This is a genomic window from Serratia liquefaciens (assembly GCF_027594825.1).
Classification (GTDB): domain Bacteria; phylum Pseudomonadota; class Gammaproteobacteria; order Enterobacterales; family Enterobacteriaceae; genus Serratia; species Serratia liquefaciens_A.
In genome coordinates this window covers 4,337,988-4,350,465 of record NZ_CP088930.1, presented here as the reverse complement: position 1 = coordinate 4,350,465, position 12,478 = coordinate 4,337,988, and the positions used below count along the sequence as shown (strand labels likewise).

The following is a 12,478-nucleotide window of genomic DNA, read 5'->3' as shown; positions in this document are numbered from 1 at the left end:
AGTTTGCGCCCGGTACATGCGAGGAAGAAAGTCGATATGGGTCTCCCTGACAGGCATATTATTATTGTGGGCGCAGGCATTGTTGGCGCGTCAATCGCTTATCACCTGGCCAACCGCGGGGTGAAGGTTACCGTGCTTGATCAAAACCACCCGGCTTCAGGCGCCACCGGCAGCTCTTTTGGCTGGATCCACAGCACGGTGAGCGAGGATGCGCCAGACGTGCTGCTCCGCCGCGCATCCGTGGCCGACTGGCACCGGCTGGAAAAAGAAGTCCCGGAACTTTGGCTGCATTGGGCCGGCGCGCTGAGTTACGACGCTGACACATTGGCAAGTCAGGCCAAGGAAAAAATGCTTGAACAAGCCGATATCGCCCGGCTAGAACCGGCGCTGAATACCCCGCCTCCGCGAGCATACTTCGCAAAGCAGGACGGTGCCGTTGACCCTATCGATGCCACCCGTGTCCTGCTGGAGAAAGCCTGCGACCTCGGGGCCGTATTAAAAACTCAGACGCCAGTCCTTGGATTCACCCGTGAAGGCAACGCCATTACCGGCGTTGAAACCCCGCAGGGTACATTCAACGCGGACTGTGTCGTGCTGGCCTGCGGGACGGGTATTTCTCCCTTGCTAAGCGCCATGGAAATCTCGCTTCCTATTTCAGCCTCACCGGCAATTCTGTTGCGCTATGGCACACCGGATCGCGCCATCAACACTCTGCTGTCAGGGGATGATATGGAGGTTCGCCATGCCCGCAACGGCGATATTCTGGCCGCCGAAGATTACCCGGCAACGGGCGGCATTGACGAGATAGCTTCCGATGCCCTGACGGCAATCACCCGCCGACTGAAAGGAACGGGATCCGCACGCCTGCTCAGCCAGTCCGTGGGACAAAGGCCGGTACCGCAGGATGGCTGCCCGGTTATAGGGTTCATCGGGAGCGTCACCGGGCTTTACGTGACGGTGATGCACCCGGCGGTCACCTGTGCCGCCACGGTGGGAAGGATGGTCAGTGAAGAGCTGATCGGTGGGAACAGCAGCGAAATCCCCGCGAGTTATCGACCCGCTCGCTTCAGCAATCCCAAACTAAAATGATCCTCGTATTGCCGCCATAGGTCGCTGAACCAGCCCTCATCGTCGCCGAGCCGGTTAATCAACGCCACGGCGGCGTCACACTGACGGCTGGCCATTGCCAGCAAGCCGGCATCGCCCTCCCCCAGTACACACAGCAGGCGCGCCATTTCCACCAGATACTGCCGGGCAAATGAGATGTCGTAATCGGCAATGTTTTTGCTGTTGTCGATCAAGTCGCACAGTTTGATGGTCTGCGCCTGTGGGCAGGCCAACGCACTGTGGCGAAGATTGGCGTTTTTGCGGTGTATGCGCTCGCCACCGTAGCTGCGGGTTTGCACGTCCGTCAACATCTCCACATAACCTTCGACCGTCGGGCCGAACTCGCGGCGAATTTCTGCCAGCGTCACCGGGGTATCTTCCACCGTGTCGTGCAGCCAAGCGGCCGCGATCATTTCCGGCGTAGGATCCGCCTGCTGCAGCAGAGCCACCACTGCAGCCGGATGGATGATATAAGGTTCACCGGTAAACTTGCGTGTCTGATTGCATGACTGATGGGCCTCAGTGGCAAACCGCCGGGCCTTTTGCATTAAGTCCATAGAGATTCCTTATCTGAATGGCCTCATTTTAACGACTCTCGTCCGAGGTAAAGAGTTCGTTTGGTTATGAGTTATGCCGATTTTAAACACAGCGCCACCACCTTCGCCAACGGCCATGCGCTGAAAATCACCAACCCGATCGCCTGTGAAAAAAATACCCCCCTGCGCACCCGCACCGGGCGGGCGTTGATGTCAGTTAAAAAATCCGTTCCGCCCCAGCACAGCGCGGCGGTCAGCCCCATCACGATATCCACTCGATGCTCCCGTCAGATTTTCGTCTCAAAAGTAAGCAAAATTTCACTTGTGGAACATCGATAGATTGGCAATATGGTTGAATGAAACTCAAGCTGAACGCTCAACCTCGCCTGCCGTCGCTGAAAGCCTTGCATACCTTCGAGGTCGCAGCGCGCTGCGCCAGTTTTACCGAAGCCGCGGAAGCGTTGAACGTGACGCTGGGGGCCGTCAGCCGTCAGATACGTCACCTGGAGAACGAATTGGGCGTGGAGCTGTTTCACCGCAAGGGCAATGCGGTAACCCTCAACGAGACGGGAAAACGGCTGGCGACCGACGTTACCCGCGCATTGACGCTGCTGCAAAAAGCCAGCGATCGCGCCCGGCCGGACAACAGCAAAGGCTAAAACTGACTTGCCCCCTGGGGATCGCCACTCATTGGTTGGCCACAAGCTTGCCGGCACTGCGCCGTGCCGATCCCGATGTTGCGCTGGGGCTGGATGCCAACAGCCGCCTGCTGCAGGCGGCCGGTAAACCAGCGGCGTTCTGACACAGCACTTATTGCTCCCACAGGGGCGAAAAATCCCTCTATTTTATAATCAAATTTTTTGCTGCGAGACAAACCGTGGATAGACAACGCTACCTGCAACATATTGGATTCGCAGGCATCCCCCAACCAGACCTCCTGACGCTGCAACAATTACACCGTGGCCATATGCTGAGGGTTCCCTTTGAGAACCTGAGCATTATTTACCATCAGGGCATTTATCTGGAAGAACAGGCGCTATTCAATAAAATTGTCGAACGCAACCGCGGCGGTTTTTGCTATGAGCTGAACCGGCTGTTTGCCCTGCTGCTGAAAGATATCGGTTTCAAGGTGCATTTTATTTCCGGCGAGATCCGCGCCCGCGACGGCAGCTTTGGCGCACCCTTTGATCACATGGCGCTGATGGTAGAGCTGGATCAACCGTATCTGGTGGACGTGGGGTTTGGTGATTCCTTCCTGACGCCCTTAAAGATAACCACCACCGAACAACAGCCGCAAACCACCGGTACTTTCCATCTGGAACAGGAAGGCGAAATCTACTATCTGGAACGCCGCAATGGCGACAACCGTTCGCATGCCAAAACCCTGTACCGTTTTACGCTGCAAAAACGCGAGCTCAGCGAGTTTGCCGACATGTGCGAATATCACAGCACCTCGCCGCAGTCACACTTCACCCAAAAGCTAGTGTGCTCCCACGCAACAGAAAATGGCCGCGTGACGATCAGCGAAAACAAGCTGATTATCACCGAAGATCACCACCGCCGGGAGTCAACGCTGCATTCGGAACAAGAACGCCGCGAAGCGCTGATGCGCTACTTTGCTATCGATCTGGACAACTGACACTCTGGATTAGCTATGCTCTGGCCCGATAGCGGCAGTATAAGAAGGGCTAAGCCGCCGGCAGGGAAATAACGCCACTTTCAACAGGGGAATATTTCCCCTATTTTTTATCTCCGCACCAATTAAATATTTACATCCTTCCGTCACCAGCCAAGTATAAGAAACAGACTATTGACAATTTAATTAACGCCAATAAAACCGATTTAATAATGACAATTTATAAAATTTTACAATTGGCATATTATTTTGTTTATAAAGCGATTTTAACGGTATATATCCCACAAAAAACATCCATGATAGCTCATGGCACTGATATATTGCGCCAGATAGGGTAGTCTTTATCTGGCAGTCGCAATTATTTAAACGACGTACCCCAAGGAGCTATGCATGAGTGACAATGAAAACAGCAAAACGCAGATTGATAATTTACGTGATGTGGTTTCTCAGCTGAAGGAAATGAGACACTATGCACAATCCAATACCGAGACGCTGTCTGCGCAATGGCTGGCTTTCGATCAGGGCGAATATAAACATAAGGAATTCGCCGGGGCCATTGGTGACTTGTTGAATAAACAGGGCGCCTGCCTTGAAGGGTTGGAAACAACCATTCAGGATATCGAGATAGAAATAAATCGTCTCGACAGCGAGACCTGATAATACGAATTTACGTTAACCCGCTTTAGGCGGGTTTTTATTATTCCGAGCGGCAAATTACCCGAGCGATATCTTTTGAATTATTCAAGGTGCGCACTTCGCCGAACAGCTGGGTCGCCTCGTCATATTCCTTACGCAAATAACCCAGCCACTGTTTGATACGCGCCACGTGATAAAGGCCGGTATCGCCCTGCTTTTCCAGATGAACGTATTTTTGCAGCAGTTGTACCACCTGCGGCCAGGGCATGCGCGGTTCGTTATACTTCACCACCCGGCTCAGGTTCGGCACGTTAAGCGCGCCGCGCCCCAGCATCACCGCGTCACAGCCGGTAGTTTGCAGGCAATCTTGCGCACTTTGCCAGTCCCAGATTTCGCCGTTGGCGATCACCGGTATGCTCAGGCGTTGGCGGATCTCGCCAATCGCCGCCCAGTTGATGCGTTCCGCCTTGTAGCCGTCCTCTTTGGTACGGCCATGCACCGCCAGTTCGGTGGCGCCCGCCTGTTGGACCGCATCGGCAATTTCGAAACTGCGGCTGTCGCTGTCCCAACCTAACCGAACTTTTACCGTGACCGGCAGATGATCCGGCACCGCCGCACGCATCGCTTTGGCCCCCTGATAAATCAGCTCCGGATCTTTCAACAGCGTCGCGCCACCGCCGCTGCCGTTGACCAGCTTGGACGGGCAGCCACAGTTGAGATCGACGCCGTAGGACCCGAGTTCAACCGCACGGGCGGCGTTTTCCGCCAGCCACTGCGGATATTGGCCCAGCAATTGGATACGCACCAGGGTACCGGACGGCGTGCGGCTGGCATGATGCAGTTCGGGGCACAGACGATAGAAAGACTTGGCGGGTAACAGCTGATCGACCACGCGCAGGAATTCGGTGATGCACAGGTCGTAGTCGTTCACTTCGGTGAGTAACTCACGCACCAAAGAATCGAGAACGCCCTCCATCGGAGCCAATAATACGCGCATGATTACCCCTGCTAAAAATGACGCGCAATGATACGGGCGAACACCCGCATCAGACAAGCGTCCAGGGGAATAAAAGCCGGCTAGTTCAAACGGCGTATCGGTTCATCGGCGAGAAACGCCACGATGTCTTCGATCGCTTCGCGGAAATAAATGCCGTAGTTATCATCCGCCACGTAGCCCAGATGCGGCGTCGCCAGCACATTGGGCAAACGGCGGAAGATATCGTCGAGCGGCAGAGGCTCGACTTCGAACACATCCAACCCGGCCCCGGCAATCCGCTGGTTCTGCAAGGCGTCAATCAATGCGCTGCGGTCAACAATGGCTGCACGTGAGGTGTTGATCAGGTAAGCGCTATTTTTCATCGCCTGCAGTTCCTGCTGCCCGACCAGCCCACGGCTGCGCTCACTCAGCACCAGATGAATGGAAACAAAGTCGCTTTGTTCAAACAGCGCCTGTTTAGACTCCGCCAGAATCACCCCCTGCTGCGCGGCTTTTTCCGCCGTCAGATTTTGGCTCCAGGCCACCACACGCATGCCAAATGCCTGCGCTACCACCGCCATCTGGCTGCCAATCTTGCCCAGGCCCAACAGCCCCAGGTTTTTTCCCTGCAGCGTCACGCCCAGCGTCTGCTGCCAGGGGCCGTTATTACGCAATCCGGCGTTTTCCGGCACGATATGCTTCGCCAGCCCAAGCAGCAGCGCCCAGGTCAGCTCCATCGGCGCCGCCGACCCGCTGGCGGTGCCGCAGACCACAACGCCACGTTGCGTTGCCGCTGCCAGATCGACAGAGGCATTGCGCATACCCGAGGTGATCACCAGCTTCAACTTAGGCAAACGCACCAACAGCGACGCCGTGATTGGCGTACGCTCACGCATGATCACCAGAATGTCGCAATCCTGCAGGTGCACGGCCAACTCCGCTTCGTCGGTAAAATGCTGGCTCATGGCGGATACCTCGACCCGATCGGCAATAGCCGACCAGTCCGCCATGCCAAGCGCCACCTGCTGATAATCATCCAGAATTGCACACTTCAGTTTCATCTTCGGCTCCGAAAAGCAGAGGCGGTCAATCAGCGCGTACGTCGATCAACACCGGGCAGTCGGCGTTTTCAATCACCAAAGCGCTGTGTGAGCCTCTCAACAAACGGTTAAAGGGGGAAAGATGCCTGCGGCCCATAATGATCATGGCGGCATTCAGCTCCTTAGCCTGAGCCACGATGGTTTCCGCCGGCTCCCCGGCCACCACCCGCCCCCGCGCGCTGACGCCGGCATCCTTCAGTTCGCTCAGCGCCTGGCGCACTACGGCCGCCGCTGCGCTTTCCTCATCCTGCGCGCAGCCAAAATCCGCCGGGTCTTCGCCCAAGGTAATGTCATAAGGGCCCGTCGTGGAATAGCTGAGATCCACACAGCATAGCACCACTACCGCCGCCCGTTGGGCCAACCCCTGTTCCACCGCCAGTGCAATAACTTTGCGAGCGGTGGCAGAGTTATCAATCGCGACCAACAGCGTCTTCATTATCTTCTCCCATTAATCTCGCGATGCGCCTTTGCCAATCTCATCGATCAGCGCTTCTTTGCATTTGAGGATCTCCTCGCGATAGCGAGCTTCGTTCTTGATTAAGCGGCTGCTGGGCACTAACAGGCTGATGGAGAAGCGCCCGAGAATGGTGTCGATAGCCACCGCCATGGTGGATATGCCTTCCAGCGTTTCTTCCCTGTCGTAGGACAGGCCGGTGCGGCGTATTTCGGCCAGGCGTTCCATCAATCCCGGAAAATCACGTACGGTCAGGTCAGTCACCGCCTTATAGGCTTCACCCAGCAAATCCCGCGCCGCATCATCACTGTTCAGCGCCAGCAGCGCGCGCCCGCCGGAGGTGCTGTAGAGAGGCAGATTCATGCCGATACGCGGCACTACGCGCAGTTCCCGATCCGCCACGATGTAGTGCACGACAGCCAACTGCAAACCGCTGGCTCGCCCCAGAGAAACCGTCTCGCCGGTGGCGTCACTCAATGCCTGCAGCCAGGGGGTGGCAATCGCTACCATTTCAGTATGTACGCTGGCAATCAGTCGCAATAACGACGGTCCCAGGCGCACGCCGCCAGCGCCTCCTCGCACCAGTTGCACAGAATCCAACGCATTGACAATGCGCTGCACGGTAGAACGCGGCAGATCGACCACCGCGGCGATTTCTCCCAGGCTCATGCCGTTCGGTTTTTCACCCAACGCATCGAGGATTTTCGCCGCGCGAGTGATGACCTGAATACCACCAGTCTTTTCGTCATCACAACAGGTTGTAGGTTCAGACATTGAGGTTCTCTCCCTGACTTTTTGCCCACACTGTAACATTTTTTTATACCCTCAGGCACGATGTACCGCATTGCAATACAGCGAACCACAATGTAGCATGCATCACATTGTACCATCATGCAATACAGTGAATCGTTAGTTTCGTTTCCGGAGTTACGCTATGAATGTTCAGCCTGCGCCTGCCATCGCACCGCACCCTTTTACCTTGCGCCTGGCCTTAGGCCTGGTAGGGGTGCTGATTGCTGCCCTGACCTCAGGGTTGAACGATCGGGTAAGCGATCTGGCGCTGGCAGATATTCGCGCAGCCATCGGCATCGGTTATGACCAAGGCAGTTGGATCACCTCGTCCTACCAGGCGGCAGAGGTGGCCGCCATGATGGTTGCTCCCTGGTTTGCGGTGACTTTCTCACTGCGACGTTTTGCTCTGGTGATGGTCAGCGGATTTGCTGCGATCGGCGTACTCCAGCCCTTGATCTCTGACCCTACGCTGTTTATTGCGCTACGAATCGTTCAAGGCCTGTTTGGCGGTGCCCTGCCGCCGCTGCTGATGACGGTCGCGCTGCGTTTCTTGCCGCCGGGCATCAAACTTTTCGGCTTGGCCGCCTACGCGCTCACCGCCACCTTTGGCCCCAACGTGGCGGCGCCGTTGGCGGCACTGTGGACGGATAACCTGGGCTGGCAGTTTGTCTTCTGGCAGGCTATCCCACCGTGTTTCGTCGCCATGCTGCTGATTGGCTGGGGATTACCGCAGGATCCATTGCGTCTGGAACGTTTACGCCAGATGGATCTGTTCGGCATGCTGACCGGGTGCAGTGGTATTGCGCTGTTGATTTTGTCGTTGACTCAGGGAGAGCGACTCGATTGGTTTAATTCACCGCTGATCTGCCTGATGCTGCCGGTCTCTGTCGCGCTGCTGGTGACGTTTTTGATTAACGAGTGGTTTCATCCGTTACCCTTGTTCAAACTGCAAATGCTGCAGCGAATCAACCTTTCTTACAGCTTGCTGACGCTGGCAGGCGTGCTGATATTGGCGCTTTCCGGCTCGTTATTGCCATCTTTCTACTTCTCGCAGGTGGGCGGGTTCCGCACCGCTCAATTTGCGCCGCTGGCGCTGGCCATCGGCTTGCCGCAGTTGCTGATAGCGCCGTTTATCGCCGCCCTGCTGAATCTGCGGTGGATTGATAGCCGTTGGATGCTGACCGCCGGTGCCGCACTGATCATGGGTTCTTGTCTGCTTGGTATGCAGTTAACCGACGATTGGGCACGGCAAAATTTCTGGTTGCTGCAAATCATGCAGGCATTTGGCCAACCGATGATGATTTTATCGGTTCTGCTGACCTCCACCAGCACGGTGCTGGCACCGGAAGGCCCCTTCGCTTCGGCGATGTTTAACACAGTGCGCGGTTTTTCAAGCGTGGCGGCGGGCAGTCTGGTCGAAAATTTCATGAGTCATCGGGAAAAATTTCACTCCCAGGTGTTGGTGAACCGACTAGGCAATCACCCCTGGCTGATGACCGCAGAGAATGCAGAACAGGCCAGCGGTGCCATGCCGCTGTTGCCGGACGGCTCGGTCAGTTCAGCGGAAAACCTCGGGCATTTTTCGACGCTGGTAAAACATCAGTCGGTGATCCTCAGCATCAGTGACGCCTATCTGCTGATCATTTGCTGTGCACTGCTGTTGGTGCTGCTGACCGTCTGGTTGCCGACGCGCGTCTACCCGCCGCAAACACTTTTACCTTTAGTTCCAAAAACATCAGGATCATAACCATGAGCTTTACTCCTGCAAAACGAACCTTAACTCTGGCGCTGCTGCTGGTCATCCTGTTGGCTATCGCTTTCTTTATTTATTCATCGCTTAACCGCCACCATTTTCGTACCGACGACGCGGTGGTGACAGCCGATTACACACTGGTGGCTCCCAAGGTTTCCGGCTATATCCGCAGCGTCAACGTGACCGATAACCAACAGGTTAATCCCGGCGAAGTGTTGGCCACGATCGACGACCGGGATTATCGCGTCGCGTTGGAAACCGCAGAGGCCAATCTGCAAATTAGCCAGGCCAAGCTGGCCAATATTCAGGCACAGCTGGAACAACAGCAGGCCAATATTGCCCAGCAGGAAGCCGGCGTCAGCGCCAGCCAGGCCACGCTCAATTACGCAGGGCAGAATGCCGACCGCTATCGCCGGCTGCTAAAAACCGGTACCGCTACCGCAGATGAGCAGCAAAAATCCGCCTCCGCAATGCAAACCGCCGCGGCACAGCTGAAGCAAAATCAGGCTGCCGTGGTCTCTGCACGCAAAGAAGTCGGCGTATTGCAGGCCAGCAGAAAACAGGCCGAAGCTGACATTGCCGCCTCACAGGCCAGCGTTGACCAGGCCCGCCTGAATCTTTCCTATACCCAAATCGTCGCGCCCATTGCCGGCACCGTAGGCCAGCGCGCCGTGCGCGAAGGGGCCTGGGTCTCTGCCGGTACGAGGTTGCTGGCGGTAGTGCCGCTGCAGCAGAGCTATGTCGTCGCCAACTTCCTGGAAACCCAGTTGGCCAATGTCTCTGCCGGCCAGCCGGTATCGATCCGCGTAGATGCGCTGCCCGGCGTAACGCTACGCGGTCATGTCGACAGCATAGCGCCTGCCACCGGCGCTACCTTTGCCGCCATCAGCGCCGATAACGCAACCGGCAACTACACCAAAGTGGTGCAACGCCTGCCGGTGAAGATCCTGCTGGAGCCGAACCAATCGGACCTGGCACGGTTGCGCGTCGGTATGTCGGTGGTGCCGGAACTCGAAATGCGCTGAGCCTTTGTCGCGTTTGTTTTATACTGCCCTACTCGATTTCGCATAAAAAAAGCCACCGTAAACGGTGGCTTTTTTATCAGCAGGTGTCGGCTTACTCGGCAGGACGGCTGCGCGGACGACGCGAAGGCGCGCCTGAACGCGGTTTGCCATCACCCTGCGGACGGGCGCTGCCGCCACCGCGGTTTTCACGCTGGCCACCGTTGCCACTGCGCTGGCCGCCGCCGTTACCGGCGCGTTGACCACCGCCATTGCCGCGCGGCGCACCACGTCCACCACCCTGACGGCCATTGATGATCGGCTCCGCCTTGATGCTTGGATCCGGCTCGTAGCCTGGCAATGCGATACGTGGAATTTCACGCTTGAGCAGGCGTTCGATATCGCGCAGCAGCTTGTGTTCATCCACGCACACCAGCGAGATAGCCTCACCGGTACGTTCTGCACGGCCGGTACGGCCGATACGGTGAACGTAATCTTCCGGTACGTTAGGCAGCTCGTAGTTCACCACGTGTGGCAACTGGTCGATGTCCAGACCGCGTGCCGCGATGTCGGTAGCAACCAAGACGCGAATTTTGCCGTCTTTAAAATCGGCCAGCGCACGGGTACGAGCCCCCTGGCTTTTATTGCCGTGGATCGCAGCGGCCGTGATGCCGTCTTTGTTCAGCTGTTCGGCCAGATGGTTAGCGCCGTGCTTGGTGCGGTTGAACACCAGCACCTGCTTCCAGTCGCCTTCACCGATCATCTGGGACAGCAATTCCCGCTTACGCTTCTTGTCGACGAAGTGCACGCTTTGTTCGATCTGCTCGGACGCGGTATTGCGGCGCGCCACTTCAACCGATGCCGGGTTGTGCAACAGTTTGTTGGCCAGCCCCTTGATATCGTCGGAGAAGGTCGCAGAGAACAGCAGGTTCTGACGCTTGGCAGGCAGCTTGGCCAGCACGCGACGGATATCATGGATAAAGCCCATATCCAGCATGCGGTCGGCTTCGTCCAGCACCAGAATTTCAACTTTGGACAGGTCAACGGCTCGTTGGTGTTCCAGATCCAGCAGGCGACCCGGTGTTGCCACCAGAATATCGACGCCGCCGCGCAGTTTCATCATCTGCGGATTGATGCTCACACCGCCAAATACCACCAGCGAACGCAGGCGCAGGTATTTGCTGTAGGCTTCGACGTTTTCGCCGATCTGCGCTGCCAGCTCACGGGTTGGCGTCAGGATCAACGCGCGTACCGGACGACGGCCTTTGACCGGATGGTCATGCTTACTCAGCAGCTGCAACAGCGGCAGGGTAAAGCCAGCGGTTTTACCGGTACCGGTCTGGGCGCTGGCCATCAGGTCACGACCTTCCAATACGACAGGAATAGCCTGGCGCTGAATTGGCGTAGGTTCGCGATAGCCCTGTTCTTCAACAGCGCGCAGAATTTCAGCACTTAAGCCGAGGGTTTCAAATGACATAAAGAGAAAAACTCCAGATCCCCCCTAACCTAACAGTGTTCGGTGCAGTTTCCTGGGAGGATTATCAGACGGGACATTAAGCATGACCACGAGGGATTGGCACAAACTGCAGTGCACCAAGCGGGGGATTGTAGCAGAACTCGAACAAGAAAACGCAATTTTACTGGCTCAAAGCACAATATGCCGAGAATTCAGCCTAGTCCGAAAAAATAACCTTAAATAAACGATGCCTACTGGTTGCATTTTACCCAAGCTGGCATAAAGTTAATCATATGATTGATTAACTTTAGCGAGTGCCGTCAATGCCAAATAATCAGACCGCCAGCCGGGCACGGGGTGAGCAGGCGCGACAGCAGCTGATCGCCGCCGCCATCGAGATGTTCGGCGAATATGGCATTCAGGGTGCGACCACCCGCGATATCGCCCAGCGCGCCGGGCACAACATCGCCGCCATCACCTACTACTTCAATTCCAAAGAAGGCCTGTATCTGGCCGTTGCGCAGTGGATTGCCGATTTTATCCAGCAGGCGTTTCGCCCCCTGGCCGAAGAGATAGACCTTTTCTGGCAGCTGCCGGCCGCCGAACGCCCGCCGGAGTGCTACCTCGACCACTTGAAACGCGGCCTGCTGGCGTTCAGCGATCTGATGACGCAACCGCAGACGCTGAACCTGAGCAAAATCATGTCACGCGAGCAGCTTTCCCCCACCGATGCCTACCCGCTGATCCACCAGCAGGTAGTAGCACCGCTGCATGACAAGCTTTGTCGCCTGCTGGCGGCCTACACCGGCCTGGATGCGCATTCGACCAAAATTGTGTTGCATACCCACGCGCTGATCGGCGAAGTGCTGTCGTTTCGCGTGGCGCGGGAAACCGTTCGCCGTCAGGCCGGGTGGCAGCAGATCGGCGCAGCCGAGGCGGAACAAATCAGCGAGGTGCTGGCTGAACATATCGAGATTCTGGTTAATGGGCTGCGCCAACGCTATGGCGCGTAAATTCAGGCAGGGAGTGTT

Annotated in this window: 14 protein-coding genes; 8 read left to right on the top strand and 6 right to left on the bottom strand. The window is 56.6% G+C overall.

Features of this window, described 5'->3' with window-relative positions; genetic code table 11:
- Window positions 1-36: 36 nt before the first annotated feature.
- A complete protein-coding gene (locus tag LQ945_RS20025) occupies window positions 37-1,089 on the top strand; it encodes an NAD(P)/FAD-dependent oxidoreductase (RefSeq protein WP_270101548.1) in 1,053 nt (350 codons plus the stop codon).
- Here LQ945_RS20025 and LQ945_RS20020 read toward each other — a convergent pair.
- Window positions 1,050-1,664 (bottom strand): HD domain-containing protein, encoded by a 615-nt coding sequence (locus LQ945_RS20020; protein ID WP_262242626.1) that lies wholly within the window; start codon window positions 1,662-1,664, stop codon window positions 1,050-1,052. The genes LQ945_RS20025 and LQ945_RS20020 overlap by 40 nt on opposite strands.
- Window positions 1,665-1,730: 66 nt before the next feature.
- On the opposite strand from LQ945_RS20020, the gene LQ945_RS20015 reads away from it, so the two are divergent.
- The 4 genes from LQ945_RS20015 (at window position 1,731) to LQ945_RS20000 (ending at window position 3,936) form a co-directional block, all read left to right on the top strand.
- Window positions 1,731-1,982 carry a hypothetical protein gene (locus LQ945_RS20015; protein WP_270101547.1) on the top strand — a complete coding sequence of 84 codons (252 nt, stop codon included), beginning with the start codon at window positions 1,731-1,733 and terminating at the stop codon, window positions 1,980-1,982.
- 17 nt (window positions 1,983-1,999) lie between these two features.
- Window positions 2,000-2,302: a LysR family transcriptional regulator gene (locus LQ945_RS20010; RefSeq protein WP_269321557.1), complete on the top strand. Its 303-nt coding sequence runs from the start codon at window positions 2,000-2,002 to the stop codon at window positions 2,300-2,302.
- Window positions 2,303-2,520: 218 nt separating this feature from the next.
- Window positions 2,521-3,282 (top strand): arylamine N-acetyltransferase family protein, encoded by a 762-nt coding sequence (locus LQ945_RS20005; RefSeq protein WP_270101546.1) that lies wholly within the window; start codon window positions 2,521-2,523, stop codon window positions 3,280-3,282.
- Between the two features lie 387 nt (window positions 3,283-3,669).
- Window positions 3,670-3,936: a hypothetical protein gene (locus tag LQ945_RS20000; RefSeq protein ID WP_182821351.1), complete on the top strand. Its 267-nt coding sequence runs from the start codon at window positions 3,670-3,672 to the stop codon at window positions 3,934-3,936.
- Between the two features lie 40 nt (window positions 3,937-3,976).
- Here LQ945_RS20000 and dusC read toward each other — a convergent pair whose 3' ends face one another.
- The 4 genes from dusC to LQ945_RS19980 all read right to left on the bottom strand — a co-directional run bounded on the left by dusC (window position 3,977) and on the right by LQ945_RS19980 (window position 7,219).
- Window positions 3,977-4,912 carry a tRNA dihydrouridine(16) synthase DusC gene (gene dusC / locus LQ945_RS19995; RefSeq protein WP_270101545.1) on the bottom strand — a complete coding sequence of 312 codons (936 nt, stop codon included), beginning with the start codon at window positions 4,910-4,912 and terminating at the stop codon, window positions 3,977-3,979.
- A gap of 80 nt (window positions 4,913-4,992) precedes the next feature.
- Entirely contained in the window at window positions 4,993-5,952 is a 960-nt protein-coding gene (locus LQ945_RS19990) for a D-2-hydroxyacid dehydrogenase family protein (protein ID WP_270101544.1), read from the bottom strand.
- Window positions 5,953-5,977: 25 nt separating this feature from the next.
- Window positions 5,978-6,427 carry a universal stress protein gene (locus LQ945_RS19985; RefSeq protein WP_270101543.1) on the bottom strand — a complete coding sequence of 150 codons (450 nt, stop codon included), beginning with the start codon at window positions 6,425-6,427 and terminating at the stop codon, window positions 5,978-5,980.
- Window positions 6,428-6,439: 12 nt separating this feature from the next.
- Window positions 6,440-7,219, bottom strand: coding sequence for an IclR family transcriptional regulator (locus LQ945_RS19980; protein WP_182821357.1), 780 nt, complete (start codon window positions 7,217-7,219; stop codon window positions 6,440-6,442).
- A gap of 160 nt (window positions 7,220-7,379) precedes the next feature.
- On the opposite strand from LQ945_RS19980, the gene LQ945_RS19975 reads away from it, so the two are divergent.
- Entirely contained in the window at window positions 7,380-8,984 is a 1,605-nt protein-coding gene (locus tag LQ945_RS19975; protein ID WP_270101542.1) for an MFS transporter, read from the top strand.
- 2 nt (window positions 8,985-8,986) lie between these two features.
- The gene (locus LQ945_RS19970; RefSeq protein WP_270101541.1) at window positions 8,987-10,015 is read left to right on the top strand and encodes an HlyD family secretion protein; all 1,029 of its coding nucleotides are present in this window, start codon (window positions 8,987-8,989) and stop codon (window positions 10,013-10,015) included.
- Between the two features lie 91 nt (window positions 10,016-10,106).
- Here the strand turns inward: LQ945_RS19970 and rhlE are convergent, their stop codons facing one another.
- Complete coding sequence (rhlE, locus tag LQ945_RS19965) at window positions 10,107-11,468, bottom strand: ATP-dependent RNA helicase RhlE (protein WP_020825734.1); 1,362 nt, start codon at window positions 11,466-11,468, stop codon at window positions 10,107-10,109.
- A gap of 302 nt (window positions 11,469-11,770) precedes the next feature.
- On the opposite strand from rhlE, the gene cecR reads away from it, so the two are divergent.
- Window positions 11,771-12,460: a transcriptional regulator CecR gene (gene cecR, locus LQ945_RS19960; RefSeq protein WP_270101540.1), complete on the top strand. Its 690-nt coding sequence runs from the start codon at window positions 11,771-11,773 to the stop codon at window positions 12,458-12,460.
- Window positions 12,461-12,478: the final 18 nt, after the last annotated feature.